This window comes from Natrinema sp. H-ect4 (assembly GCF_041894845.1).
Classification (GTDB): Archaea; Halobacteriota; Halobacteria; order Halobacteriales; family Natrialbaceae; genus Natrinema.
The window spans coordinates 332934-359720 of sequence record NZ_JBHDYC010000001.1; the positions used below are offsets into that span (position 1 = coordinate 332934).

The window sequence follows — 26787 nt, forward strand, 5'->3', positions numbered from 1 at the left end:
TATGGATGCGAGATTGACCGAGGAACACCAACGAGTACAGGAAACCGCACGCGATTTCATCGAATCGGAAGGCGGCATGGAACTCGCCAGGCGACAGCTGAACGGCGAGGACGTCGTCGACCACCTGTGGGATGAGCTCGCGGAACTCGATTACACTGCGATCACGGTCCCACTCGAGCACGGCGGGTTCGGAGAAGGTATGGTGTACCTTTCGGCGCTGCTCGAAGCCGCGGGGCGGTACGCGCTTCCCGGACCGCTTCCGGAGACGGCCGCGTTCGCGGCCCCGCTTATTTCCGATCTTGGGAACGAAGAACAGAAATCAGCCTATTTGCCCGCGATCGCCGACGGGAACTGCAAGGTAAGCGTCGCGGTCTACGACGACGAAACGGAACCGCTCCCCGAGAGCGTCCAACTTCGCGCGGCCCCGGTTGAGACGGACGACGGAACCGGCTACCGACTCGACGGAACGAAAACGCTCGTTCCATACGGCGGCGACGCCGACACGGTAATCGTCGCGGCCAGAACCCGTGACAGCCAGGGATACGACGGAATTTCGTTGTTCCTCGTCGATACCGCCCACGACGCCGTCGACGCCAGGCAGTTAGACAGCCTCGACTGGGCACGGCCGATGTACGAGCTGACGTTCGATAACCTCACGGTCGGTCCCGATGCCCTACTCGGCCCGCTGCACGGCGGCGGCGGCCCCCTCGTCGACGCGGTCGATAGATACTCGGTCGCGGCGATAGCGATGCTCACGGGTGCCGCCGATCGCGCGGTCGAACTCTCTTCGGAATACGGGAACGAACGGGAACAGTACGGGCAGCCGATCGGTATGTTCCAGGCCGTCAAGCATCGGGCGGCGGACATGTGGATCGACATGCAGAGCGCCCGATCGCTGGTCTACTACGCTTCGTGGGCCCTCGATACCGACGAACCCGATGCTGGCCGAGCCGTTGCGGCGACAAAATCGTACGCGGCCGACCGCCTTCACCGGGTGTTCGCCGACGATATGAAAAACCACGGCGGAATGGGCTTTACGTGGGATCACGATGCACACATTTACCTCAAACAGGCCAAGAGCTGGCGGAACTTCCTTGGCTCACCCGAGGCATACCGCGATCGACTCATCGAGTCGCGACTCGCCGAGTCGGAGTAGACCGACTCCGAAGCGGAACCAGCGGACGGTATCCGTAATCCGGACGGCATCCGTAATCTGTCCTTTTTGTTCGATTAGGTAGCCACCGTGTACAGCTGATCGCTATGATGTGTTTCGGAACGACCCCTGTGTGTTTCCCGCTTTTACGCCTGTGCTCGGCGTCCTGACTGGGCCGGATCCTGGAGTACTGTTTGTCGGTGGTACCGAGCCGTCTCAGGGAATCGGCCGATTTTATAGGTAGTGCAGGGGATACGAGGAAGCGTGACCCCGAGACAGTTGCCGTGTATGGATCCTACGATCGCCGGTGGCCAGTTAACGCGGCGGACGATCCGTTCGCCTCCAGTACCACTCATCTTTATGTGATTGTGTGATGTCAACTCACAACATGGATTTCAGTGAACCCGAGGAAGCGACGCAACTCAAGGACGAACTCTCGACGTTCATCGAAGACGAAATCGAGCCGCTCGAGGAAGAGCACGCACGGTTTCTCGGTCCTGACGCGGAACGACATATCTTCGATGATTCGTTCGAGCAGGTTCCCGAGTATCTCGAGTTGAAGGAAACGATCCGGAAGCGGGCGGCCGAAGCCGGTTTCTGGGGAATGAACATGCCGGAGGAAGTCGGTGGACGGGGGATCGACACGCTTACCGACGCGATCATCGCCGAGTTTCTCGAGAACCGTCCCCCGGGTCTGCACACGTACGCCGTTCGGGGCGCCGGCGGCGGCCCGACGCCGATCCTGCTGGCCTGCGACGAACGACAGCGTGACCGGTATCTCGATCCCCTGATGGCCGGCGAGAAAACGACGTGTTTCGCGCTCACGGAGCCAAACCACGGAAGTGATCCGAACCTGCTCGAAACGACCGCGGAGACGGACGGTGACGAGTGGGTCATCAACGGACGGAAGTCGTGGATCAGCAACGGCCCGTACGCCGATTTCGCCATGGTCTTTGCACGGACGAGCGGTCAGCCCGGCCGGATCAACGGGATTTCGTGTTTCCTCGTCGACGCCGATACGCCGGGGTTCGAGGTTGGCGACATTCACCGACCGATGGGGCACGCATGGGTCGCTCCGTCGGAACTCGAACTCGACGACTGCCGGGTCGGCGAGGATGCGCTCCTCGGTGAGGAGGGGAAGGGGTTCTACCAAGCGATGGACTGGATCGGTAACGCGCGGTTGGGCGTCGCCGCCGGGTGTGTCGGCTCGGCCCAATTCCTCATCGAGAAGGCCGTCGACTATGCCGAAGAGCGTGAGACGTTCGGCGAGCCCTTGATCGACCGGCAGGGAATTTCGTTTCCGCTAGCGGAGGTTGCGGCCGACATCGAGCGAACGCGGCAACTCTATCGCTATGCGGCGTGGAAGGCCGATACCGGCCGCGATGCACGCAAGGAGACCGCGATGGCGAAACTCTCAGCGGCGAACCTCGAGAACGACGCTGCAGACGTCTCGATGCAAGTCCATGGCGGGAAGGGCTATTCGCGGCGTGAGCCCATCGAGGAGCGATATCGGTCCTCTCGCGGGAAACGACTTACCGAAGGCACCGACGAAATGCAAAAGCGAACCATCGTCCGAGAGCTTCGAGACTAATCGCATTTTGTCCGTGTAACTGCCATGGGCGGCCTATCGAAATCGGTACGCGACGCACGGTCATGGGGTGTACCTGCTCGATCGAGCATCTGATGCAAACCGAGCGAAACGTCGTCCGTGATATCATCCGCCACCGCTTCACTGTGGCCGTCTCTACAGTAGCCACGGAAAGTCACTGCACACCAGATCGCACGACTGCATTGCGATCAGTGTGTGAATCGTTTCAGTGGCTACTATAGCGATTCGTCGCGAGAACTGACGGAATTATGATCGAAACGATCGTAACGCGATACGGCGTCGGTACGTGTACAGTTGGCCTCGAGTGGCGGCCGTCTGTGAACCCGCTGTAACGAACGGCTCGGCGGTTCGGAGCGGACTACGATTCCCACCCAACCATGACACCGTCTTCGTCGGCCAGGGAACTTTTCAAGACTTTTCCAGTCGGGTTTCGCGGGAGCGATTTCAGGAAGATGAACTCCCTGGGCTTTTTGTAGTCAGCCAGGCGCTCACCGACGTAGTCCTGGAGTTCCTCCGCCGAGGGTTCCTCGTCGTCGACGGGAACGACCGCAGCTTTGATTCGTTCGCCCCATTTCTCGTCCGGCGCGCCGATGATAGCGACCTCGTCGATGGCCGGATGCTCGTGCAGTATCTCCTCGATCTCGGCCGGGTAGACGTTTTCGCCTCCCGAAATGATCATATTGTCGGATCGCCCGACGAACTCGATGAACCCCTCTTCGTCCTGCCGGATCAGATCGCCGGAAATGAAGAAGCCATCGTCGTCGAACGCCTCTTCGGTTCGTTCGGGCATCTGGTAGTAACCCGAAAACATCGTGGGCCCTCTATAGCAGGCCTGACCGATTTCGCCCGGTTCGACCTCCTCGTGAGTGTCCGGATCGATGATTTTAAACATGACGTTCATGACCGGCCGACCGACGCTGTCGGGATGATCGAGGGCCTGACTCGGCTGGAGCAGCGACACGACCGGTGACATCTCGGTCTGACCGAACGCCTCCTGTAACTCGGCATCGAACGCTTTCGATATCGTCTGTTTGAGCTCCTTTCCGGACGGTGCAGCACCGATTCCGAACTCCTCGAACGCGGAGAGATCGTATTCCTCGAAGTCGTCGACAGCGAGCAGCGCACGGGCCATCATCGGCACGAAGAAGCCGTTCGTCACCGATTCGGACTCGAGGACCTCCATCACCCGGTCAGGATCGAACCCGTTCATGAGAACGGTCGTTGCCGAGGCGTAGTAGTTGTTGATGAACATGCCGAAGGCGGAGATGTGGAACAGCGGCGTCACGATGATTCCGCGGCCGTCGACGTGGACATTTCGGCCTTCGAACGCCTTTTCCACGATCCCGTTGACGGTCATCTGGATGATGTTGTCGTGTGTGAGAATACAGCCCTTCGGCTTGCCGGTCGTCCCCGACGTGTACATGAGCATCGCCTGGTCTGTGCGCGACGAAACGATCTCGACGGACTCGTCTGATGCCCCGTCTCGGAACTCGCCGTAGTCGGCCGCGTATTTGGGGGTCGAGTCCCCCGAGAAAAGTATCTCGTCCGGCATTACCTGATCGTCGTGGATCTGATCAACGATTTCAGTCGCTTGATCGTCGAAGAGGAGGAGTTCGGCCCCGGAGTCCTCGAGGACGTACTTGACCTCATCCGCCTTGAATCGGTGGTTGACCGGCACGGGGATCGCACCGATTCGCATTGCGCCCAGGAACATTTCGAGCATCGGAATCGAGTTCGCGGTGTAGACGGCCACTTTGTCGTGGCGTTCGATACCGCGCTCCCTGAGCGCGTTCCCGACCCGATCGATTCGCTCGTTGAAAGTGGCGTTCGTAACCGCCGTCCGTCCACCCTCCACTGGCGTCATCACTATCGCTTCTTTTTCGGGGAATTTGTACGCGTTACGCTCTGCCAGCCAGCTAATGGTCATCCCATTCATACCACTCGTATTTATTCCAACCCATATAAATCATGTTGTTGTATTGTTGATTTGACTGTGAGACGGTCGACGGCGTTTGCTCGCGACGGTTCACCTCGGTCCCGGCAGGGATTGACTGAATACGAGGGTATTTATATTGGTCCGAGAGAAAGGCGAGGTATGTCAAACGCCAAAACGGAAGTACACGATTTGATCAGGGATTCCGTCCGTGACCTGGCCGCAGACTACGATGCGGACTACTGGCGCGAGCACATCGACGAGAAGCGGTTCCCGGAATCATACTGGCAGGACCTCGCGGACAACGGGTGGCTCGGTGTGGCCATCGACGAGGAATACGGCGGTGAAGGCATGGGAATGGAGGAGATGGCGATCGTCATCGAAGAACTGTCACGCGCCGGTGGCCAGGGCGGGATCATTTTCATTCTGACGCCTGTGTTCGGCGGGATCAGCATTCAGCGTCACGGGACCCTCGAACAGAAACAGGAGTACCTCCCGCGTATCGTCAACGGCGACCTTCGCTTCTGTATGGGCCTGACCGAACCCAACGCGGGGACAAACACGCTCGCCATCGATACGACCGCCCGGCGTGACGGCGACGAATTCGTGATCGACGGCGAGAAGACCTTTATCAGCAGTGTCGAGAACGCGGACAAGATGTTGCTCGTCGCCCGGACGTCGCCGTTCGACCCCGAGGACCCGTCGCACGGGGGGACACTCTTTCTCGTCTCCGACCCGTCGTCCCGCGATGGAATCACCCTCTCGAAACTCGATACGGCGGTCCCCTGGTTCGAACATCAGTACCAGGTCAACATCGACGGGTTACGCGTTCACGAGGACGACATTCTCGGCGCTGAGGACCAGGGGTTCAGGCTCATGTTCGACACGCTCAACACCGAACGAATCGCCGGTGCAGCCAGCGCGCTCGGCGATGGCCTCAGAGCAGTCGACCTCGCTGTCGACTACGCGAACGACCGTAACGTGTTCGGGCAACCGATCGGATCACATCAGGCGATCCAGCACCCGCTGGCGGAGAGCTACGCGAAATTACTCGCTGCCCGCGAGATCACGTACAGTGCTGCATCCAAGTGGGATGACGGCCAGGACTGCAGTATGGAAACGAACGCGGCGAAACTCCTCACGAGCACGTTTAGTACCGAAGCGGCGTCGCGAGCGATCCAGACCCACGGCGGAAACGGGTTCACCGAGGAGTACGAGGTGTTCGAACTCTGGCAGAACGCGCGCGTAACCGAGACGGTTCCCGTTTCCAACGAAATGGCGAAGAACTACATCGCCGAACACCATCTCGGCCTCCCCCGTTCGTACTGACTGACCGCTCTCAGTCTCCCGGTTTGGCGAATCGGAGACGCCAGTTCGTTAACTACGACCCGAGGAATAATATAGTATAATTGTGTAAGAGCCAATATATGACATACGAGAGTGTGTACGATGCGGTGTTCGACCAGTACGAGAAAGAACAGAGTTGGAACGAAAATGCCCATGTCGGAGATAAATCGTCGCTCAATATCGCGGACGAGGCGCTGGGTCGCCACGCCGATTCGGACGAAACCGGGCTGCGAATTCGAGACTTCGACACCGGCGAGACCGAACGCTACACCTTCGCCGAACTCGACGCCGCGGCGAACCGAGTGAGCAACTACCTCGAGTCACAGACGGATCGCGGCGATCGGATCGGCGCGATGCTCCCGACGCAGTTCGAACTGTATGCCGTCGTCTTCGGGACGATCAAAGCCGGCCGGATTTACCTCCCGCTTGCGCCCATGTTCGGTCCGGACGCGCTCAACTACCGCCTCAAGGACTCCGGAGCTGCGGTCCTGTTTACGACGACCGACGGCTGCGAGGATCTCGACGGAACGATCTCGACGCTCGAGCGAGTCGTCACCGTCGACGGCGGGGGCGACGATGCGGTCGACGGCGAAACGACGGTGGACGGATACGACGCAGTCACCGACCACTCTGACGCGTTCGACAGCGTCGACACCCACCCCAACGACCCGTACACGTTGACGTACACGTCCGGCACGACCGGTGCACCGAAAGGCGTGTTGAGTAGCCACCGAGGGGTGGTCGAACTCCACGCGTACGCGGAGTACGTGGCCGACGTTCGCCCCGACGACGTCTATCTGGTCGCTGCCTCTCCGTCCTGGTCGTACGGGCTCAATATGGGGACGGTCATGTCCGGCGTTCGCGGAACGGCGATCGGGTGCTATCGCGGTCAGTTCGATCCGCACACCTTCTTCGAGACGCTCGAGGAGTGGGACGTCGACAACGCGATGATTCCGCCGACCGCCCTTCGTCAGGCCCGTGCAGGCGGTATCGATCTCGAATCGTACGACATCGATCTCCGCGTGTTGATCTCCGCGGGCGAGTCGCTCGACCAGGAGACGGTCGCCTGGTGTGAAAACGGACTCGGCGCACCGCCTCAGGACGCGTATGGCCTGACCGAAGGCGGGATGATCGTTTGCAATTACGCCTTCGAGGACTGGGAGGTGAAGCCGGGGAGCATGGGGAAACCCCTCCCCGGAACGGAGGTTGCGCTGCTGGACGACGACGGCAACGAGGTCGACCAGGGCGAGGTCGGTGAGGTCGCGGTCAAACGCGACGAAAACGCCCAGGGGTCCTACTGGGGTCGACCCGAGGCAACGCTTGATACTTTCACCGGACCGTGGCTTCGGACGGGCGATCTAGCCAGGGAGGACGAGGACGGCTACTACTGGTACGTTAGCCGAGCGGACAACGTCATCATCTCGGCCGGATACCGTATCGGACCTGGCGAGGTCGAAGACACGTTGCTCAACCATCCCGCAGTCGAGGAGGCGGCCGTCGTTGGCGCGGATCACGATACCCGTGGCAACATCGTCAAAGCGTACGTGACGCTGGTCGACGAGTACAGCCCCGACGACGAACTCGGCGAGGAAATTCAGGAGTTCGCTCGTTCCGAACTGTCGAAACACGAGTATCCCCGTGAAGTAGCGTTTCTCGAAGCGTTACCGAAGACGGCGAGTGGGAAAATAAAGCGGTCCGCCCTCGAAGACTGATGTCGTGGGCACTCCGGCCTAGTGCCGGCACAGGGGCGACCCCGCTGACAGTAACGTGATTTGTGCAGTCGGTGACGGATGAACCGGGACCCTTCTACGATGCCGTGAGGACCTCGCCGTCTCGCTATTCTCCGTGGTCCCGCACCGCGGAAACCAGTACCCCCGCTGAGGCCTCGAGTTCGAGGAGTCGATTGCGCCTTTTGGGCGGTCGCGCTGTTCTCATTTCGGAGACCGATCGATGGAACGGGTATCAGACCACTCTCACCTTCAGGAGTCGGATACATTCCTCGTACTCCGGCTCTGGGAGCAGGCGTGTCATATAGTAGCCACTGCAAGTCACTGCACACCTGATCGCACGACGGCTATGCGATCAGTGTGTAAATCGTTGCAGTTGTTACTATAGGAGGATCGAACGCAATCGAGGGGCAACACGTTTCATTCCGTCCGTGACGGACCGGTGTTGTGCTACACGAATGCCATTGGTTGTTAATCTGTACCACTACCTGTTACCAGCGCCTATTATAACGAACTTAGTGTGTTATACAATGTCCAGTATTCTCGTTCCCGTCCAGATCCGTTCACGGTATGGCTCCGACGATTACTGCCCACTGTCGTGACGGCAGTTCACGCGTGGGTCCCGTCCATCGATTCGAGAGCTACTATAGCATCCCCCCTTTCGGTTGCGATTCCGCTATCGTCGTGGCGCTATCCGACTGGTATCGTGTGTCAACGGTCAAACTGAATTCCTTCGGGGGAAGTTATTTGGGTTGGAACTGTGACTATCTACCATGGACACTCGTCCACCCGAAGAAGTAGCTGACTTGCTCGACGAACTCGATGAGTTTATCGAAACGGAAATCAAACCCCTCGAAGAAGAGCACATCCAGTATTTCGACAAGCGTCGGGAATACGCCCGGACGAACTGGGAGGAAGACGGCGTGCCGGAAGCGGAGTGGGAGGCGCTGCTCGAGGAAATGCGAGCTCGAGCCGACGAGGCGGGATACTATCGCTACGCGCTTCCCGAGCGGATGGGTGGAATGGACGGATCGAACCTCGGCATGGCGATTATTCGCGAACACCTCGCGCACAAGGGTCCGGGGCTCTACAACGTTCTTCAAACCGAAGCTTCCGTCGTCGGCAATCACCAGTTCCCGCAGATTCTCGATCGGTTCGGGACCGACGAACAGCAGGAGATGATCGAGGACGTAATTACCGGTGAAACGAGGGTCGCGTTCGGTCTCACCGAACCCGACCACGGATCCGATGCGACCTGGATGGACACGACGGCCGAGAAAGACGGCGATGAGTGGGTGATCAACGGTACAAAGCGCTGGAACAGCGGGATGCACACGGCGGATTACGATCTCGTATTCGCCCGGACCAGCGGTGAGGATGGCGATGGCGACGGCATTACGGCGTTTCTGACCCCGACGGACGCGGACGGGTTCGAGGTCGACTACTACTGGTGGACGTTCAACATGCCGACGGACCACGCGGAAGTGTCGATCGACGGCGTTCGCGTCCCGGATTCGGCTATCATCGGCGAGGAAGGGAAAGGCCTCCACGTGGCTCAGCGCTTCGTTCACGAGAGCCGTATCCGACAGGCGGCTGCCAGTCTCGGCGCGGCGCAGTTCTGTATCGACGAGGCAGTCGAGTACGCCAAAGAGCGGAAGACGTGGGGAGAACCCCTGGCGAACCGCCAGGCGATCCAGTTCCCGCTCGCCGAGTTGCACACCGAGGCGGAAATGTTGCGAAACACGGTTCGAAAAACGGCAGCGGCGCTCGACGAGGAAGGCGAGATGATTACCGAATCCGGTTCCTCGATCAGCCAGTTGGTCGCTATGTGTAACTACACGGCGAATAATCTCGTTTGCCGGGCAGCCGATCAGGCGATGCAAGTCCACGGCGGTGTCGGATACAGCCGACACAAACCGTTCGAACACATCTATCGCCACCACCGCCGGTACCGCATAACGGAAGGTGCAGAAGAGATCCAGAAGCGTCGGGTCGCCGGCCACCTCTTCGATATCATATAGATCGGTCGGCGCGTTCGACTCGCTGCTTTTCTCCGTCGTCGTTCGACACGTCTCGAGGGGACGCTGCGGCCGAAGCCAGTAGAGTCGTTCTGATGAACGGTAGATATATGCTCCCAGCGTTCAAGCAAACAGTCATGCGCACTGCAGCGATCACTGGATTCGGTGGTCCGGAACGCGTAACGATCGAGTCGGCACCCAATCCGGAACCGGGCCCCGCCGAGGCCGTCATCGAGGTCGAGGCGTGTTCAATAAATCACCACGACCTATGGGTCCTCCAGGGAGACCACTGGGTCGGTGAGGATGACTTGCCGTACGTTGCGGGAATCGACGTCGCGGGCACCGTGTCTTCGGTCGGTAGTCAGGTCGAGGCCGTCGCGCCCGGGGACCGCGTTCTCCTCTGTCCCAACCAGACCTGTGGCTCCTGTCGGTACTGTCGTGATGGACCTGAAAGTTACTGCGAAGAGTTTCGTCTCTCTCATGGCGGTCTCGCGGAGTACGCTGCAGTGCAGGCCGATCGACTGATACCGCTGCCGGAGACGGTCGAGACGACGGCGGCCGCAGCGCTCCCCACCGCATACATGACGTCGTTCCGAATGCTCACGGAGGCAAACGTCGAGCCGGGTGATACGGTCTTCGTCCCCGGAGCGACCGGCGGTGTCGGCGTCGCATCGATCCAACTCGCGGACATACTGGGCGCTCGTACGATCGCGACGTCGACGTCGCGGGAGAAACTCGATCGGGTGGGCGCGCTTGGCGCCGACCGACTCATCGAGTCCGGCGATCCGGATGCGATTCGGGAAGCGGTGCTCGACACGGGCCGGGTCGACGTAACGGTCAATCATCTCGGTGGCCCGTATTCGGCGGTCGGTCTCAACGTCTTGTGCCGCGGCGGTCGAATGGCAATCTGCGGCCAAACGGCAGGTCCCACGTCGACGTTCGAGTTAGGGGATCTGTTTCTCAATCAGAAGCGGATCATCGGGAGCACTATGGGAACCCAGACGGATCTCGAACGGCTCGTCACCCTCGTTGCCGACGGCCGACTCGAACCGGAAATTTACCAGCACTACCCGCTCGAGGACACCGATCAGGCGTTCGCCGACATGGTCGATCGGGATGCCGTCGGCAAACTCGTCGTCGACCCGTCCACGTGAGCGCCCTGTCTTGTCCCGTCCGTCCTACATTTGTTCTGCCACGTCACCCGTAGGACGTCTCTCATCGTGGCGAGGACCGATACGGTAGGTCGGGACGCCGTTTCGTGTTCGCTCGGCGGTCCGCCGGTTACGGCAGAAATAGCGATGATCGAGGAACCGGAAATGTGGCGGGAGAGGGGTTTGGCGGAATCTGGAGTCACCCTAATCGATTGCCGATGACGCTGACGATGATCATCACGGCGACGAGCGTCGTCGCGAGGGCACTGACCTCGGGACTGAGTCCCGTCTGAATCTGATTGAAGATAATGATTGGGACCGTCGTCGTCTGTGGTGTGATGAGAAACTGCGTCGCGGTGAACTCCCCGAACGAGATGACGAATCCCATCAGCATGCCGGCTAACAGCGCGGGACCGATGATGGGGATGGTGACGTTGACCGTCGTCTCCCATTTATTGGCTCCTAGAGCCATCGATGCATCTTCGAGCCGTTCGTCGAACGTAAGCAAGCGGGACCGAACGATGAGGAAAACGAACGGGAGCGCGAGAACCGAATGCGCGATCACGATCCGCGGAAGCCCTCGAGGGATCGAGAGGTGGCTGCTGAATCGCAGGAACGCAACTCCAGTGATTACCGGCGAAATCATGAGCGGAAGTAGCATGATCGTTGCGAGCGTCTCTTTGGCTCGGATATCGCTTCGGACGAAGCCAAACGCCGTGATCGTTCCGATAATACCAGAGAGGATCGCCGTCGCCGTCGCGACGATCACGCTGACTACCATCGCGTTTCGGAGTCGGAAGTTCTGGAAGAGGGTGTTGTACCACTCCAGCGTGACGCCGTTAGTCGGCAGCGTGGGGGACGACTGCACGGTAAACGAGGTCGCGATGACGACGACCACCGGCACTAACAATATCGCGTAGACGACCAGTAAGACCGGATAGAACGACAGCCGTCTCAGTCGGTTCATCATAGGTCACTTAGCACCTCCGAGATATTGGCGTAATGGTTGAACAGGCCGATCAGAATGAGAAGCGTCACTGTGAACACCACCGACATCGTCGCAGCGAGGTCGAGGTCGTACGTGAACGATTGCTCGATCACGTTCGCCATCATGAAGTCGGCCGGCCCTCCGAGCAGTGCCGGCGCCAAATACGAGCCGGCCGCGAGAATGTACACGAACAAGGCGGCGGCGACGACACCGGAGAGACTGAGCGGGATGATGACCGTCCGCAGCGTGTACAACGGCGTCGCACCGAGAACTTCCGACGCGTAAATCAATTCATCGTCGATCGACTGTATCGAATTGTACATCGGAAGGATCGCGAAGGGTAGTAATGCGCTAACTAGGCCGATGACGACACCTCGTGTAGTAAATAATACACCGAAATCAGTCCCGAATAGCTGCTGTACTGGGCCCGTTGGGAGGAAAAACAGTGAGACGCCGAAATATCGAATAATAATCGCAATCCACAGCGGCAACAGCACTAACGCAAGCATGGCGAACTGACGCTTAGCTTTGAACGCGATAAAGTACGCTATCGTATAGCCGAGGACCAGACACACGACCGTCGTGATCAGCGCGTAGTAGAGTGTTCGGCCGAGCGTTTCTAAATAGACGCCGCTCAGAGCGTCTCTGTAGTTGGCGAAGAGATCGCCGCCCCCAAAGTTGAGGCTCTCGACGAATAGCACGATCACCGGTGCGATAAAGAACAGCGTGAGCCAGCCGAGCCCGAGTCCGACGAGGAGTTTCGGGGACGATCGACCGCGCACCCACTCGGGGACGGAGACGTCCGGAAGTGTGACAGCTCCGAACTTCATACGATGGTCACCCCCTCCGGATCGAACTGGACCGCGATCTCGTCACCAACTGCGTACTTTTCCGTCGCGTTGCCGAAGGCGGTGACGGTCGTTTCGTCGTCCAGCGTCACCTCGAGTTCGGCCCGATGACCGAGGTATTCGACGTGGGAGACTGTTCCCACGAACGTATTGCTTGTTCCGTTTGCCTTCTCGGCCGTACTGATATTGATTTTTTCCGGCCGTACGTACAGTGACAGCGAATCGCCGTCCAGCCTGTCCGTGTCAATGTCGGAGGCGAGTTGGATTTCCTGATTCGAAGCACGGACCATGGGCGGGTCGTTCGCGGCGACTTTCCCCTCGAATTTCGTCGACTGACCGAGGAATTCGGCGACGAACTGAGTTTCCGGCTCTTCGTACAACTCCTGGGGAGCGCCGGCCTGCTCTTTCCGTCCCTCGTTCATCACGATAACCTTGTCCGACATCGACAGCGCTTCGGACTGATCGTGCGTGACCGAGAGGGTCGTGACGTCGACCTCTTGTTGAATCTCTCGGATTTCGTTTCGCATCTCCTCGCGAAGGACTCGATCGAGGCCTGTAAGCGGTTCGTCAAGCAACAGGATATCCGGTTCGTACACGAGCGCTCGTGCAAACGATATCCGGCGCTGTTGCCCTCCGCTGAGTTCGCCCGGCTTGTGATCCGCGTGGTCCGTCATCTGTACCATCTCGAGGTACTTGGCGATCTGATCGTCGTGATCGCCGTCGAACTCCTGCATCTTGAGCCCGTATCGGAGGTTTTCCTTGACGGTCATGTGGGGGAACAGCGCCGAATGCTGAAACACGAGCCCGATGTTTCGGTTGTACGGTTCCGTATCCGAGACATCGCTCCCGCGTAGGTGTACCGTGCCCGAGGTAGCTTCGACAAGTCCCGCGATCATGTGGAGTGTCGTACTCTTCCCACAGCCGCTTGGTCCAAGCAGCGTGGCAAATTCTCCCTCTTCGATTCGGAAGGATACGTCATCAACTGCAAGCAGATCGTCGTAGTACTTTGTTAGGTTTTTTACTTCTAGCATGGGTCTTGGAGTACGCGTACGCTTTCTACGTCGGTCGTCGTTGCCGCTTCTTTCGTCGTCTCTGTCCAGCTAACCGCGCCCAACGTCTGGCTGTCCCTACCCCTCCTTTCTTTGGAAGGTCTTGTCGTGGTTATCATCCACACGGCCCCCTATAGTTCACCACGTCTATTAATCATTGTGTATGTTATTCTACCTGAGTTCCGGATCACGCGACTCGATATTCGGCTTGGCGGAATCTACAGGTCTCGCGCGGGTATCGTCTCTCGAAGGGGACCACCCACCGGCTGGCGATCTGTCGATCGCGCTCGGCGCTCACGAGAGAGATTCGTGTATTTCCTGCCTGTCCGGACGTTCGATCCGGCTCACTGCCCCTCGAACGATGGTTCGCGTTTTTCCTTAAACGCCGTTACCCCTTCGACGTAATCAGCCGTCTTTGACGCGTTTGCGATTTGTTCCGTTTCTTCGGCCAGTTGATCGGGTAACTGGCGTGCATACGATTCCTCCAGCATTCGAGATATCTTACCGAGTGCTTTCGTCGGACCGGCCGCGATCGTTTCGCCGAGTTCCGTGAGTCTCTCTTCGAATTCGTCGTCGGTTGCGACCTCCGTGACGAGACCGATGTCCGCTGCTTCCGCTGGAGAGATCTTCTGGTTGAGTAACGCGATGCGCTTTGCCTCCTGCAGACCGACGTGGTGTGGGAGGTAGAACGTCGCGGACCCGTCGCCGGTCAGGCCGATTCTGGAATAGCCGAACTGTAAGTACGCGTCCTCGTGCATCAACGTGATATCGCCCAGTAGCGCAATACTGAATCCGGCTCCGACAGCTGGTCCGTCAATTCCGGTGACCAACGGTGTTTCACCGCGTTTCAACTGGACTGCGACATCGTTTATCATTGAGGCACCGCGTCGAAGTCTCCCGGCAGCGCTCGAGTCCTCTTCGAACGACGAAATGTTTCCGCCGGCGCAGAAGACACCGTCGGATCCCCGAAGGACGATACACCGAATCGATTCGTCTTCGTCGAGTTCAGTCGCGAGCCACAGTAGCTCTTCAGTCATCCCGTCGCTCAGGGAGTTCATCGCTGCTTGGCTATCGATCGCGAGTCTAGCGATTCCGTCATCCGTTACGGTAACGTTGAAATTGTCGAAATCCCTCATAGGTGCATGTTGCCATTATCCATGAATTACCTTATCACTTCGCATCCGTAGACACTACAGCGATGGGGCGCTTCCGTCGGGCGTCTCCGAGAGCAACTGGTGGTATCCACGCGGTCTCTCACTGACGGGTCGACGGGCCCGAGCGGGTCAGGTGACTCCGGTCGTGGCCCCGCTATAGTAGCCACTGAAACGATTCACACACTGAGAAGACAGCTGTCGTTCGATCAGTCATTGCATACCGTAACCTGCCCTCAAGCAGCGTAGCGATCTGTGATAAATCGTTTCAGTGGGAACTGTACCCCCGTCAGTGTCGCAGTCGTCGGTTACGACTCGTCGAGCGCATCGATCCGACGATCCTCGTCGAACTGAAGCACGTTCTCCATCTCTTCCGTTTTGATATCGTCGAACGCGACGCGGGCGATGGACCGTCGATGTACCTCGTCCGGACCGTCGACGATACGGAACGGTCGAACGTTCTCGTAGAAGTGTGCCAGCGGTAGATCCTTGCCGATTCCGTTCCCGCCACAACACTGAACGGCGAGGTCGATTATGTCGTTCGTCACGTTCGCCGTGAAGTTCTTTGCCATCGCGACTTCCGTCCGCGCTTCGCTCCGGTCGAGTTCCCGAGCCGCGTGTCGAACCATCGTTCTCGCGGCGTGAAGCCGCGTCTCGGCGTCCGCGATTCGATGGCGGAGCGACTGCTTCTCCGAGAGGTCGGATCCGAACGCTTCCCGCTCACTAATGTAGGCCTTTGCGATGTCCAGGGACCGCTCGGCCATTCCGGAGTATCGCATGCAGTGTGTGAGCCGTCCGCCACCGAGACGCATCTGCGCTATTGTGAACCCCTCTCCCTCGTTTCCGACCGTGTTTTCGACCGGAACGCGGACGTTTTCGTACTTGACCTCCGCGTGTCCGCCCGCCAGTTCGGTTATCCCGTGTCCGCCAAGGTGGCCGACGTTCCGGACGATGTTGACGCCATCTACGTCCGTGGGAACCAGAATAATCGATGCCCCCTCGTACGGATGCGCGTCCAGGTCCGTCCGCGCCATCACGAGCAAGAAGTCAGCGTCAACCCCGTCCGATGTCCACCATTTGTGCCCGTTTATCACCCACTCGTCGCCGTCTTTTTGCGCGGTCGTCTGGAGCATCTTCGGGTCTGATCCCCCTCCTTGCATGGGTTCGGTCATCGAAAACGCCGACGAGATCTCCCCCTGTACCAGCGGTCGAAGCCATTCCTCTTTCTGTTCCTCGGTCCCGACCATCTCCAGGGTGTGCATGTTCCCCTCGTGTGGTGCGTTCGCCCGAATCGAGCGTGCACCGATGAGCGATCGGCCGACCTGCTCGAACGACGGCAGCATGTTCTGGAAGTCCAATCCTTGCCCGCCGTATTTTTCCGGCATCTGCGGGGCGAACAGGTCCCGCTCCTTCGCCATCACCCATAGCTCCTCAATCTCGTCTCTCGTGATGTCTTCGCTGGTCCGTAGCGCTTCCCGTTCGCGGGGAATAACGACTTCGTCCATGAATGATTCGACCCGATCGGCTACTTCCGTCGCTGTTTCGGAGTCGTGATACTCCATATCTATGGATCCGTGCATGTCAATGTAAAACTATGGCTCGTCCTCTCTCTTCGGTGTCGCCCCCTTCGAGACGAGCGTCCGGAATCCGCCGACGGTTCGAACCCGTCCTGTTTCTCCGTCCCTCGCTCGACGTCGCACGCGGGACGCGACCGTCGTATCCCGAGCAACCCGTTCCCCCTTCGAGAGGGGACGACCGGTCCGAATCAGTGAAACGCGCGTCTCACGTTCTCGAGGTCGCGGTACCGCTTCCCCTCGACGGGAGCCAAGGCTCGGTCGCGATGCCGGTTTCCCCTCGCTCGCCGCAAAACCCTATTTTAAAGTGCTGGTACATACATCTCGTACTATGCGACTCAATGGCGTCCGAATACTTGATTTGACTCGACTGCTTCCCGGCCCGTATGCGACGCAACTACTCGCGGACTCCGGTGCCGAAGTAATCAAAGTCGAAGATACCGGTGCTGGCGACTACGCTCGGCACAGCGAACCGCGTTCGGAACGGGATGTCGGTGCCATTTTCGAGATGGTCAACCGGGGCAAGAAGAGTGTCTCGCTCGATCTCAAGTCGGACGAGGGAACCGAGGCCTTCTATCAACTGGTCGAAACCGCCGATGTCGTGTTCGAACAGTTCAGGCCCGGTGTGGTCGAGCGGCTCGGGATCGACTACGATACGCTTCGGTCGTACAACGACGAGCTGATCTACTGTTCGCTGACGGGATACGGACAGGAGGGCCCCTGGGCCGATCGCGCGGGTCACGACCTCAACTACGTCGCACTAGCTGGGTTGCTCGACATGACCCGCGAGTCGCCATCCGACAAGCCACAGATGCCCGGCTACCCGATCGGCGACATGAGCGGTGGGCTGTTTTCCGCGTTCGCGATCACCGAAGCGCTGTTATCGCGAGAACTCGGGAACACCGGTGGTGAGTACATCGATGTCGCGATGAGCGACGTCGTCGCGTCGTTCTCCCAGTCGGTCGCCTATCAAGCGCTGACCGGCGACCCCGAAGAACCACGGCCGGGAAACACCCATCTGTCGGGCCAGTTCCCGTGGTACGATAGCTACGAAACGGCAGACGGCGAATGGGTCACCATCGCAGCGCTCGAGCCGAAGTTCTGGCGAGCGTTCTGTGAGGCGGTCGACAAGGAGCACCTCATCGACGCACACGACGAACACGACCCCGACTCGTTTGCGATGGTCAGGGCCGAGCTGGAGGCGCTGTTCGCGGAACGGACGCGTGCCGAATGGGAGGACGCGCTCGGGGACGTGGACGCGGCAGTTGGCGGCGTTTACAGTCCTGCGGAGATGGTCGACCACCCGCAACTCGACGCGCGCGATATGATCGAACGCTCCGACGACGCCCCGCCGCGAATCGGCTTCCCCGCTCGCTCGACCGAGATGGCGTCGGGAGCGGGCGAAGCCCTTGCGGACCAGGGGGAACACACGGAATCCCTGCTATCAGCCGTCGGGTACACCGCTGCGGAACTCGAGGAACTGCGACAAGCGGGGGTCGTTCGATACTAACGCCCCCACCCCCATACAGGTACCGCGTATTCGTTCCGTCTCTGGGCCGGTAAGTTTCGATGCGTCTCCCGGTCTCAGGCGGAAAACTCCACTTGATTCGTGCTGCGCCGAAAGAAGTCGCTCCGACGCCCCTACTCTTCGAGGCGGGGCGCTCCCTTTATTGTGACCGTTTCACCGATAATGTAGGACGACGCCGAACTCGCCAAGAACTGCGCGAGGTCGGCGACTTCCTCCGGTCGACCGATCGACCGGTCCACCGACTCGCGGTCGATGGCGTTTGCGTCGCCGTCGATCCCCATCTGGGATCGGACGCCTGCCGTCGCGACCAGCCCGGGAGCGATACAGTTGACCCGGATATCGTCTTGACACCAGTCCGCGGCGACGGACGTGGTGTAGTTGATGACGGCCGCTTTGGCTGCGCCGTAGTGACTCATTCGCCTCGAGCCGCGCTGGCCAGCGACGCTCGCGATGTTGATAATGCGACCGCCGTCGTCCTGCATGTGTTCGTAGGCGGCCTGCGAGCAGTGGAACGTTCCGTGCAGGTTAATGTCGACGATCGTTTTCCATCCGTTTTCGCTGATGTCCGCCGGATCGGCCTGAAAACTCGCGCCGGCGTTGTTGACGAGGACGTCGAGGCCACCGAATTCGTCTACCGTCGTTTCCACGAGCGCCTCGACCGAAGCGCGGTCTCGAACATCGCACTCCACTGCGAGCGCTCGGCCGTCCGAATCGCTCTCGTTGATCTCGTCCGCGACCGGCTCGACGTTATCTAACTCCCGGGACGTAACGACCACGTTCGCCCCGTCATCCGCGAACCGTTCGACGATCGCTTTCCCGATTCCGCTCGAGGATCCGGTTACGATCGCCGTACTATTGTCGACGCTGAACTGCGACGTCGTCATTTCGGTCGCTCCGTACGGTTCCATCCGTTTCTCTCTGTGTGAATTACAGGCACACCGGGTGGTTATCTCCCGGATCTAATAAAATTATTCCTTAGTATTACTTCCTTCTCGCCATACCGCTTCCATCGAACGGGGTCCGGTTGCTGGTTCAGTGCTGCCGAATACTATGACTGTGCGCGTTGTCCGTCTGGCCCGGAAACCGGCCGTATTCGATCGGTCGCACTCGCAGTTGTGCGGAAAATTGCGTTTCATATCGTTTCAAGAACGAAATTCGAACCAGTGACATTCCACTCAAAGGAGTTGCGGATCGCGATGTCCCCTCGAAATCTACTAGGTGACCGAAAATAATATGCATGGGAGTCTCTATTAGGTTGGTATGCGAGAGCATGATAGACATTCACCAACACGTCGCCGTGTACTTCAAACCGGTATTGTCGCTACGGGACTCGGAATTGCCGGCTGTCTGGGGGGCAGTGGCGATACCCTACAGTACCTGGGACGAGGCGGCGTAACGCAGGAGGCGTTCAGAAACGTTATCAGTGACTGGGAGGACGAAAACGACGTCACGGTCCAACACACGTCCGTCGCGGACGATACGGAGATGGTAAACGTCGTGTCGGAGAATCCGGGCGGGATCGACCTCTGTAACCCCTCGTCGGGCGGGTTCATCCGATTCCGGGGACAGGACGAAAAATTACTCGCCGACCTGGACTACGGAGAAATTCCGAACTACGATAACCTGCCCGAAGCGTGGCACAACGTTCCGTTCCTCGAGGGGAACGAGGACGGTCTGTTCCGATACATCTCGTCTCAGGGGTTGGCATACAACACTGAACTAGTAGACGAGTTCAGTTCGTGGGACGAGATCGAGCAAAGCGAATACGGGGACTTGATTTCGCTACACGCGACCCCATCGGTGCGGTTCGCGAACGCCGCTGCAGCTGCGGGCGAAGATATCAACCAGATTGGAGACGATGCTGTCTTCAATGCGATCGCCGACAAAGTCGAGGCCCAACACCAGAACGTGTTCCAGTACTGGACATCGGGTGACCAGCAGATGCAGTTCCTCCGCGAAGAACAGGCGCACATCTCTTCGGCATGGGGTGGCCGCGTCGCCTCATTGCAGGCCGATGACGTTCCGATCGAGTACTTCATTCCGGAGGAAGGGGCTGTCACCCACAGCGAGGGATACGCCATTCCTGAGGCCAGCGAGAACAAAGAGACGGTGTACGATCTGCTGGATTGGGTGTACCAGCGGGAAAACCTCGTCGACCTCTCGGTCCAGATTGATTATCCGGTCCCGATATCGGATCCGCCCGAAGAGATCACGTCCTTGCCCGATTACACTGATCACCCTGACAACCTCGTCTGGATCAATTGGTCAGAGGTCCTGCCTCACAACGATAAGATATCAGAATCATTCAACGAGATCCGTGGATCGTAAATCGTATCGAGCACGTGCGGTACGACGGTGAAAGTCGTCACGCCACCCTTCATACGGGGCGTCCATCCGTCCTTGAGACCACGGTTACGCTATCCGAACGAGCAGAAATCGGGGTGGGCCGGTAAGTCGATCGAGCCCGGACGTTATCTGCCGGTGAATTCGGGTTCGTAGTCGTCCTCGGCGAACGCTTTGGCGCCTTCCTTGTGGTCTTCCGTTTCGAGCAACGGCTCGAACAGGCGACGGTCGTACTGTCGGCCTTCGCGAAGCCCCATCTGGGTGGCCACGGAGGCGGACTCCTTGATCGCCTGGATCGCCAGCGGCGGCTTGGATGCTATTTTCTCGGCGAAGTCCTGCGTCTCGGCATCGATGTCGTCGGGGACTCGATTCACGATGCCCAGTTCCGCCGCTCGAGCGGCACTGATGTGGTCCCCGGTCATGGCGATCTCCTTCGCCGCGGCGGGGTTCGCCAGTTCGCTGATGAACTGGACGCCACCGGCGCCGGGGATGATGCCGAGATCGACTTCTGGGAGGCCGAGCTTGGCGTCTTCTGCGGCGAACCGGAAGTCACACGACATCGCGGTTTCGAGGCCGCCGCCGAGGCAGTAGCCAGTGATCTTGGCGATCACCGGTGCCGGAAAGTCCATGATGAAGTTGTAATGGGCGCGTTCGGAACTGTCACCGGGGCTGGATTCGCTGAATTCGCTGATGTCCGCGCCGGCACAGAAGTTGCCACCCGCTCCTTCGATGACGACCGCTCGAAGCGCGATTTCGCCCCGTTTTTCGTTTTCAGCTTCGAGTACGCGCAGTCCCTCGACGATGTCTTCCTGGAGTTGGCCGCTGAGCGCGTTGAGCGCGTCCGGCCGATTCAGCGTCAGATGTCCGATACCGGTTTCTTCGTTGAACGTGACTTCCACCGTGTCAAACGTTTCGTCCATACACCCAACGATTCAGGGTCGACTCAAATAGTTTTTCCGATAAGTAACCGTCCCTCGATTAGGGCGGATCGCAAGCGCATCGTAACCGGTTCGAACCCGTTCGCGTGTAACTGTCCGCTCCGGGGCACGACCGTCGCTGATCGACTGAAACGATGTTCGGTAACGTGTCTCAAGAAACCAGTGTTGTGTCTTTTCACACTATTATCGATCTACGAAAAGCAAATAACGAACTTAGGTTGTTATAGAACGGGGCAGGAGACTGAATTGACCCGGGAGGACTGGTAGATATACGCGCGTCTCGGATCCGTCAAGTACGCGATGGATCGACAGCTTTCCCCGTCCGGAGACAACCGTCGGTCAGCGACGCTGAGCCGATCGCGTTTCGTTACGGATGGTGTCACTGGTACCCACATATTTATTGTAAAATCGACCGTATCATGATGCGTAATACCATGGGAGAATCAACTGGAGCTGATACCAATGGTCGCTATTGATGCCGCAGCGGGGTACGTACCGTTGTATCGGATCGCCCGAAGCGAAATAGCGGCCCAACACGATGGTAGCGGACGGGGTGAAAGCGCTGTTCCATCTCGCGACGAAAACCACATTACGATGGCCAGCGAGGCAACGACGGCCGCCCTCGAGCGTTCGGCCGTCGATGCCGACGATATCGGGGCCGTTTTCGCTGCGAGCATCAGCGATTACTTCGCGGAACATGGCGTCGCCGCGCAACTCGCATACAGGCTCGGTGCTCCGACCGACAGCAGAACCGGGGACTTCCGGGGAACCGCGCGTGCGGCTGCAGACGCGCTCGAGACGGCGAGACAGTACGTGCGTGCTACCGAGAAGCCGGTGGTCGTCGCCGCCGCAGACATCATGCCGGTCGAACCCGGGGGCGACGACGAGGAGACAATGGGAGCCGGCGCCGGGGCGCTCGTCCTTCGGCCACGTAGCGACGATCCAGCCGCGACGATCGATTCGGTGGGACAGGCAACGACTGGCTTTCTCGAGCGGCACCGCGAACACGGCCAGTCCGCCGAACAGGGGGATCCCCGGTTCGAGCGTCGACACGGCGTCCAACCGGCCGTAACGACGGCGCTCGAACGAACCGAAACCGACGCAGATCCCGAGTATGCAGTCGCCAGTGCACCGGGGTATCGGTTCGTTCAAACGGCGCTTCAGTCCATCGACGCGGAACGACTCTCGACGTTCAACGACGTAGGGTACGCCGGCACGGCGACGTTGTTGCTGGACATCGCACACGCGCTGGAATCGACCGATCCGGGGGACTCTCTCGTCGCTATCGCGTACGGACAGGGCGGTGCGGACGCGTTTCGTCTCACTGTCACTGATGCGACCGATGAACGGCCCGGGCTTTCGGTTTCGGACCAGATCGAAACGAAGGAGTATGTGCCATACATGAAACACGTGAACTCACGGGAACGATACGAGTATCAGGGGGTGCCGAATACATGAGCGGACCGCGCTACCACCGGACGAGACGGCAGGATCAACGACTGGTCGGCTTCGAGTGTCAGGCTTGTGGTTTCGTTTCGTTCCCGGACGAGAAACGAATCTGTAAGCGGTGTGGTGACGCACCAGCGGAGTTTCGGGACGTGGATCTCGCATCGTCCGGGACGATCAAGACGTTCGTGATACAGGAGTACCTTCCGGACGATATCGAAGTTCCGCAACCGCTTGCGATCATCGACGTCCCACAGGCTGACGGATCCGGCGAACCGACTCGCGTGTACGGCCTGTTGACCGAAACCGAACTCGACGAAATTTCGGTCGGCTGTACGGTCGACGTTCGGTTTCGAGAACTCTTCGACGAGGGCGCTCGACCGATTAATTCCTTTAAATTCTCGGTTCCGAGGGAGGACAAACGATGACTGATGCACACGTCGTCGGTGCCGGTATCATCGACTTCGGGGAGAAGTACGACTGGTCGTTCGAGGACTTGCTCGAGGGCGCGTACCTCGATCTCGTCGAGAGCGTTGATTACGGGATTGATCCGACGAACGATATCGATGGCGTCTGGTACGGCACGCTGGACATCGCAAACGAGGGGTCGTCCGGTGCCGCGGTCGCACACGCGACGGGGCTTTTCGAAACGCCCGCAACACACATTGTCAACGCCTGTGCCACCGGGAGCGATGCGTTTCGAAACGCCGTCCAGGCGATCAAGGCCGAGGACATCGATGTCGCGCTCGTGATCGGGGCCGAAAAGATGCTGGACTCGACGGAAGGCCTCATCGGCGGGGCGGCACTCGAACGGCTCTGGCGGGGACGCGGCGTGACAATGCCGGCGTTCTTCGGTATGCGTGCGACCCGTCACATGGATCAGTACGACACGACCCGCGAACAGATCGCGGCGGTGTCGGTGAAAAATCACGAGAACGGAACGAAATATCCACATGCCCACCAGCAGTTCGAGTGCTCCGTCGACGACGTCAAGGAGTCACCGACTGTGTCGTATCCGCTGAACCTGTATGATTGCTGCCCGGTAACTGATGGGGCCTGTGCCGTCCTCGTCGCTAGCGATGACCGCGCCCGCGAGTTCACCGACGCACCGGTCCGAGTCGCGGGCTACGGACTCTCTACCGATTCGTTCCAGCGTGGTGATGACCTCGCGCTGACGAATTTCCCCGCCTCCAGACACGCCTCCAGTACGGCCTACGAACGCTCCGGGTACGGTCCCGACGACATCGACGTCGCCGAGGTTCACGACTGCTTCTCGATTACGGAACTCATCACTTACGAGGACCTTGGATTCTGTGAACAGGGAGAAGGCGGGTCTCATATCGACGAGGGCATCCCCCACTTGGACGGAGAACAGCCGATCAATCCCTCCGGCGGCTTGTTGTCGAAAGGGCATCCGATCGGCGCGACTGGCGTCGCACAGATCGCCGAAATATTCGAGCAGCTCCGCGGAGAAGCAGGCGATGTGCAGGTTCCCGACGCTGAAGTCGGCATGCAACACAATATCGGCATCGGCCGCAACGCCACCGGTGCCGTCTCCTGTGTGAACATCCTCGAGCGATAGTCACTGCGACCTATTTTTATCCGGCGGCAACAGAGGGCCTCGCGGGTACCGTTCCTGACGCACCGTTCGAGACGTAACACCGAGACGTCTTCCTTACTCTCCTTTCAGTTCCGCGAACGCCTGCTCGAGATCAGGCATTGCCGGGATGATACTTTCCCAGTCGAGCCAGATCACGTCGTCGGCAGATTCGGTGTAATCGTATCGGTTCGTGATCTCCTCCGGCGGGTCTTTGAGCTGAACGGGATATCCGTGCCCCAGCGTCAGTTCGACTGCGTTCTCGCGTTCATACATGTAATTGAAGAGGTCGTACACGTCGTCTTTGTTCTCGCTTTCATCGATCATGGTCCACCCCGTCGAATAGGTGAGACACCCCTCCTCGGGGATGACGTAGTCCATCGGGAGCCCGTCATCGACCAGATTTTCCGTCCGGCCGCCCCAGCCTTCGACGGCGTGTGCTTGCTCTTCCCGCAACAGACGGGGGAACTCGTCGCCTGCGGTCCAGTATTTAAAAATATTGTCGTGGAAATTTCGCTGTTCGTCCCAGACACTCTGGAACGTTTCGTCGTCGCTAAGCGCTTCCGACGGGGAAATTCCCATCATCGCGCAATTGTTGCAGAACCTCGTCGTGGCGTTATTGTGCATCGAGAGAACGTCGTTGTACTCCGATCCTTGCAGGTCTTCCCACGACGTCGGCTCCACGTGTTCCGTATTGTATGCGATTCCCTGTGAATTGTTGTAGTAGAAGAGTCCGTAGTCGTGTCCCTCGAGGAACGGCGCATTTTTCCATGACTCTTTCATATTATCGTAGTTCGGAACTTCTCCGTAATCCAACTCGGTGAACAACTCCTCGTCGTAGACGAGCGAGTGCTGTGCGAACGCGGACGGAACCAGGTTAGTGAAATCGAACGCCCCGGGATTGTTCGATATCAGTTCCATTATCTCGGTATCGTCAGCGGCCGACTGGTGGGTGATCTGCTTTCCATTCTCTTCGGCCCACTGATCCATCACTTGTCGTTCGGCTTCCTGAGTGACCCCGCCACGACTGATGTACGTAAGCGTGTTTTCACCGCCGCCGCCGCCGAGGCAACCCGTGACTGCCATCCCACTGATGACTGCACCCGATTGAAGTACTCGCCGCCGTGACACTGGTTGTCGCTGGTTAGCGTTTGCCATCGACATCTACTTTTCAGGGCCGGATATAAAGGTTGTGGAACATATCAACAAATCACTAGAGACGTGGCCGACGCTGTCAGTGAGTAGCACGCGAGCGATTTCGCAGGAGTGTAATGGCGGACCAGCGGGCCGGATTCCTCCGTTCCGGTGGTGTCCGTATGGACGATAGGTGACTTACTCTACCGAGTCACGACTTCAGTTCCATGAGAACCTCGTTCCAGTACTCGCTCCCGTCAAAGGCCAACTGGATTCGGTCCGCGATCCCGCCGTACTTGTCGAGGATCTCGTCCGCGAGCTCGTCCGGTGGGGCCTCGATCGCGAACGCATCGACCATGTCAGCAGTAACGAGTTCAGTCATTTCCTCCCACTGACCGTCTTTCGAGAGTTCGTGGAGTTCCATTCCGATGTCTTTCCAGCCGTGGATCTCGAGGACGTCATGGTACGTCCTGGTCGACCCGTAAAACGCGATTCGTTGTTTCGCCTCCTGTCTCATCGCTTCACGTTCGTCTTCGGTTTCGCCGGTAATCAGGAAGGGGCTGGCGGACAGCGTTACGTTATTGGGGTCGCGGTCGCCGATTTCGGCGCCCGTCTCGATCAACGGCTTGATGACTTCCTCGGTGTACTTCGGCGTGTTGAAGGCGTGCATGCAGAGCCCGTCGGCGACATCGCCCGCCATCTTGAGCATGTACTCGTTTACTCCCGCCACCCAAATCTTCGGTGGCCCCGACTCGAGCGGGCCGGGATTGAATTCCTCGGTCATCAGTGAGAACTGATAGAAGTCGCCGTCAAAATCGAGCTCTTCCTCGTTACCCTGAAAGACGTCGAAGATGTGACGCAGTGCGAGGACTTCTTCACGGAGCCGCGGCCCCGGTTTTTCCCAGTCGAAATCGACCGAAAACCGCCGTTCGTTGTGTCCTTTCACCTGAGTTCCGAGGCCGAGTATCATTTGCCCGTCGGAGAATCGCTGTAGGTCCCAGGCCATGTACGCCATCACCATCGGTGATCGCGTGAATGCGGTCGCGATCCGCGTTCCGATATTTATATCCTCAGTTCTTTCGGCTATGAGTGGCAGCGGCAGGAAGGGATCTTCGTCGGTTTCGGGTGTAAAGACGCCGTCGAAGCCGAAATCTTCGGCTTGGCTGGCCAACTCCGCTGATTCCGACGATAGCCCCTTGACACTGGTGTCAATCTTGATGTCAGTCATTGCCAATTGATTCCACTACCGACAT

General features: G+C 59.0%; 21 protein-coding genes. 11 read left to right on the plus strand and 10 right to left on the minus strand.

Annotated elements, in window-relative coordinates:
- Position 1 precedes the first annotated feature (1 nt).
- Positions 2–1156, plus strand: a complete 1155-nt coding sequence (locus ACEWFR_RS01610; protein ID WP_374059401.1) for an acyl-CoA dehydrogenase family protein — start codon at positions 2–4, stop codon at positions 1154–1156.
- Between the two features lie 385 nt (positions 1157–1541).
- Positions 1542–2744: an acyl-CoA dehydrogenase family protein gene (locus tag ACEWFR_RS01615; RefSeq protein ID WP_374059402.1), complete on the plus strand. Its 1203-nt coding sequence runs from the start codon at positions 1542–1544 to the stop codon at positions 2742–2744.
- A 376-nt stretch (positions 2745–3120) separates the two neighbouring features.
- Here the strand turns inward: ACEWFR_RS01615 and ACEWFR_RS01620 are convergent, their stop codons facing one another.
- Positions 3121–4698, minus strand: a complete 1578-nt coding sequence (locus tag ACEWFR_RS01620) for a class I adenylate-forming enzyme family protein (protein WP_374059403.1) — start codon at positions 4696–4698, stop codon at positions 3121–3123.
- Between the two features lie 159 nt (positions 4699–4857).
- Here ACEWFR_RS01620 and ACEWFR_RS01625 point away from each other — a divergent pair, with 159 nt between their 5' ends.
- The 4 genes from ACEWFR_RS01625 to ACEWFR_RS01640 all read left to right on the plus strand — a co-directional run bounded on the left by ACEWFR_RS01625 (position 4858) and on the right by ACEWFR_RS01640 (position 10941).
- Positions 4858–6024, plus strand: a complete 1167-nt coding sequence (locus ACEWFR_RS01625) for an acyl-CoA dehydrogenase family protein (RefSeq protein WP_374059404.1) — start codon at positions 4858–4860, stop codon at positions 6022–6024.
- A gap of 98 nt (positions 6025–6122) precedes the next feature.
- Positions 6123–7754 carry an acyl-CoA synthetase gene (locus tag ACEWFR_RS01630; RefSeq protein WP_374059405.1) on the plus strand — a complete coding sequence of 544 codons (1632 nt, stop codon included), beginning with the start codon at positions 6123–6125 and terminating at the stop codon, positions 7752–7754.
- A gap of 788 nt (positions 7755–8542) precedes the next feature.
- Positions 8543–9790 carry an acyl-CoA dehydrogenase family protein gene (locus ACEWFR_RS01635; protein WP_374059406.1) on the plus strand — a complete coding sequence of 416 codons (1248 nt, stop codon included), beginning with the start codon at positions 8543–8545 and terminating at the stop codon, positions 9788–9790.
- 134 nt (positions 9791–9924) lie between these two features.
- Entirely contained in the window at positions 9925–10941 is a 1017-nt protein-coding gene (locus ACEWFR_RS01640) for an alcohol dehydrogenase catalytic domain-containing protein (protein WP_374059407.1), read from the plus strand.
- Positions 10942–11137: 196 nt separating this feature from the next.
- On the opposite strand, the gene ACEWFR_RS01645 is transcribed toward ACEWFR_RS01640, so the two are convergent.
- The 5 genes from ACEWFR_RS01645 to ACEWFR_RS01665 form a co-directional block, all read right to left on the minus strand.
- Positions 11138–11908, minus strand: a complete 771-nt coding sequence (locus tag ACEWFR_RS01645) for an ABC transporter permease (protein ID WP_374059408.1) — start codon at positions 11906–11908, stop codon at positions 11138–11140.
- Positions 11905–12627 carry an ABC transporter permease gene (locus ACEWFR_RS01650; protein WP_255291495.1) on the minus strand — a complete coding sequence of 241 codons (723 nt, stop codon included), beginning with the start codon at positions 12625–12627 and terminating at the stop codon, positions 11905–11907. The genes ACEWFR_RS01645 and ACEWFR_RS01650 overlap by 4 nt, the downstream gene beginning before the upstream one ends.
- Before the next feature lie 125 nt (positions 12628–12752).
- Complete coding sequence (locus ACEWFR_RS01655; RefSeq protein WP_374059409.1) at positions 12753–13805, minus strand: ABC transporter ATP-binding protein; 1053 nt, start codon at positions 13803–13805, stop codon at positions 12753–12755.
- Positions 13806–14167: 362 nt separating this feature from the next.
- Positions 14168–14959 carry an enoyl-CoA hydratase/isomerase family protein gene (locus tag ACEWFR_RS01660; RefSeq protein ID WP_098726727.1) on the minus strand — a complete coding sequence of 264 codons (792 nt, stop codon included), beginning with the start codon at positions 14957–14959 and terminating at the stop codon, positions 14168–14170.
- A gap of 323 nt (positions 14960–15282) precedes the next feature.
- Complete coding sequence (locus ACEWFR_RS01665) at positions 15283–16536, minus strand: acyl-CoA dehydrogenase family protein (protein WP_374059410.1); 1254 nt, start codon at positions 16534–16536, stop codon at positions 15283–15285.
- Between the two features lie 343 nt (positions 16537–16879).
- Here ACEWFR_RS01665 and ACEWFR_RS01670 point away from each other — a divergent pair, with 343 nt between their 5' ends.
- Entirely contained in the window at positions 16880–18058 is a 1179-nt protein-coding gene (locus ACEWFR_RS01670; RefSeq protein WP_374059411.1) for a CaiB/BaiF CoA transferase family protein, read from the plus strand.
- Between the two features lie 131 nt (positions 18059–18189).
- Here ACEWFR_RS01670 and ACEWFR_RS01675 read toward each other — a convergent pair whose 3' ends face one another.
- The gene (locus ACEWFR_RS01675) at positions 18190–18960 is read right to left on the minus strand and encodes an SDR family NAD(P)-dependent oxidoreductase (RefSeq protein WP_374059412.1); all 771 of its coding nucleotides are present in this window, start codon (positions 18958–18960) and stop codon (positions 18190–18192) included.
- Positions 18961–19453: 493 nt separating this feature from the next.
- Between ACEWFR_RS01675 and ACEWFR_RS01680 the strand changes: the two genes are divergently transcribed.
- Positions 19454–20404: a PotD/PotF family extracellular solute-binding protein gene (locus ACEWFR_RS01680; protein ID WP_374059609.1), complete on the plus strand. Its 951-nt coding sequence runs from the start codon at positions 19454–19456 to the stop codon at positions 20402–20404.
- A 143-nt stretch (positions 20405–20547) separates the two neighbouring features.
- Here the strand turns inward: ACEWFR_RS01680 and ACEWFR_RS01685 are convergent, their stop codons facing one another.
- Entirely contained in the window at positions 20548–21339 is a 792-nt protein-coding gene (locus tag ACEWFR_RS01685; protein WP_374059413.1) for an enoyl-CoA hydratase/isomerase family protein, read from the minus strand.
- A gap of 612 nt (positions 21340–21951) precedes the next feature.
- On the opposite strand from ACEWFR_RS01685, the gene ACEWFR_RS01690 reads away from it, so the two are divergent.
- The 3 genes from ACEWFR_RS01690 (at position 21952) to ACEWFR_RS01700 (ending at position 24385) form a co-directional block, all read left to right on the plus strand.
- The gene (locus tag ACEWFR_RS01690; RefSeq protein WP_374059414.1) at positions 21952–22815 is read left to right on the plus strand and encodes a hypothetical protein; all 864 of its coding nucleotides are present in this window, start codon (positions 21952–21954) and stop codon (positions 22813–22815) included.
- A 140-nt stretch (positions 22816–22955) separates the two neighbouring features.
- Positions 22956–23231, plus strand: a complete 276-nt coding sequence (locus tag ACEWFR_RS01695) for a hypothetical protein (protein WP_374059415.1) — start codon at positions 22956–22958, stop codon at positions 23229–23231.
- Positions 23228–24385 (plus strand): thiolase family protein, encoded by a 1158-nt coding sequence (locus tag ACEWFR_RS01700; protein ID WP_374059416.1) that lies wholly within the window; start codon positions 23228–23230, stop codon positions 24383–24385. Before ACEWFR_RS01695 ends, ACEWFR_RS01700 begins: the two co-directional genes overlap by 4 nt.
- A gap of 93 nt (positions 24386–24478) precedes the next feature.
- On the opposite strand, the gene ACEWFR_RS01705 is transcribed toward ACEWFR_RS01700, so the two are convergent.
- The gene (locus ACEWFR_RS01705) at positions 24479–25558 is read right to left on the minus strand and encodes a PotD/PotF family extracellular solute-binding protein (protein WP_374059417.1); all 1080 of its coding nucleotides are present in this window, start codon (positions 25556–25558) and stop codon (positions 24479–24481) included.
- A gap of 187 nt (positions 25559–25745) precedes the next feature.
- Positions 25746–26762 carry a TIGR03617 family F420-dependent LLM class oxidoreductase gene (locus tag ACEWFR_RS01710; protein WP_374059418.1) on the minus strand — a complete coding sequence of 339 codons (1017 nt, stop codon included), beginning with the start codon at positions 26760–26762 and terminating at the stop codon, positions 25746–25748.
- Between the last annotated feature and the right edge of the window lie 25 nt (positions 26763–26787).

Coding starts and splice junctions, on each gene's coding strand:
- ACEWFR_RS01700 (WP_374059416.1), top strand. CDS start 23,228: ATGACTGATGCACACGTCGTCGGTGCCGGTATCATCGACTTCGGGGAG.
- ACEWFR_RS01610 (WP_374059401.1), top strand. CDS start 2: ATGGATGCGAGATTGACCGAGGAACACCAACGAGTACAGGAAACCGCA.
- ACEWFR_RS01665 (WP_374059410.1), bottom strand. CDS start 16,536: ATGGAGTATCACGACTCCGAAACAGCGACGGAAGTAGCCGATCGGGTC.
- ACEWFR_RS01640 (WP_374059407.1), top strand. CDS start 9,925: ATGCGCACTGCAGCGATCACTGGATTCGGTGGTCCGGAACGCGTAACG.
- ACEWFR_RS01690 (WP_374059414.1), top strand. CDS start 21,952: ATGGCCAGCGAGGCAACGACGGCCGCCCTCGAGCGTTCGGCCGTCGAT.
- ACEWFR_RS01655 (WP_374059409.1), bottom strand. CDS start 13,805: ATGCTAGAAGTAAAAAACCTAACAAAGTACTACGACGATCTGCTTGCA.
- ACEWFR_RS01685 (WP_374059413.1), bottom strand. CDS start 21,339: ATGGACGAAACGTTTGACACGGTGGAAGTCACGTTCAACGAAGAAACC.
- ACEWFR_RS01620 (WP_374059403.1), bottom strand. CDS start 4,698: ATGAATGGGATGACCATTAGCTGGCTGGCAGAGCGTAACGCGTACAAA.
- ACEWFR_RS01625 (WP_374059404.1), top strand. CDS start 4,858: ATGTCAAACGCCAAAACGGAAGTACACGATTTGATCAGGGATTCCGTC.
- ACEWFR_RS01705 (WP_374059417.1), bottom strand. CDS start 25,558: ATGGCAAACGCTAACCAGCGACAACCAGTGTCACGGCGGCGAGTACTT.
- ACEWFR_RS01630 (WP_374059405.1), top strand. CDS start 6,123: ATGACATACGAGAGTGTGTACGATGCGGTGTTCGACCAGTACGAGAAA.
- ACEWFR_RS01645 (WP_374059408.1), bottom strand. CDS start 11,908: ATGATGAACCGACTGAGACGGCTGTCGTTCTATCCGGTCTTACTGGTC.
- ACEWFR_RS01710 (WP_374059418.1), bottom strand. CDS start 26,762: ATGACTGACATCAAGATTGACACCAGTGTCAAGGGGCTATCGTCGGAA.
- ACEWFR_RS01635 (WP_374059406.1), top strand. CDS start 8,543: ATGGACACTCGTCCACCCGAAGAAGTAGCTGACTTGCTCGACGAACTC.
- ACEWFR_RS01670 (WP_374059411.1), top strand. CDS start 16,880: ATGCGACTCAATGGCGTCCGAATACTTGATTTGACTCGACTGCTTCCC.
- ACEWFR_RS01615 (WP_374059402.1), top strand. CDS start 1,542: ATGGATTTCAGTGAACCCGAGGAAGCGACGCAACTCAAGGACGAACTC.
- ACEWFR_RS01660 (WP_098726727.1), bottom strand. CDS start 14,959: ATGAGGGATTTCGACAATTTCAACGTTACCGTAACGGATGACGGAATC.
- ACEWFR_RS01675 (WP_374059412.1), bottom strand. CDS start 18,960: ATGACGACGTCGCAGTTCAGCGTCGACAATAGTACGGCGATCGTAACC.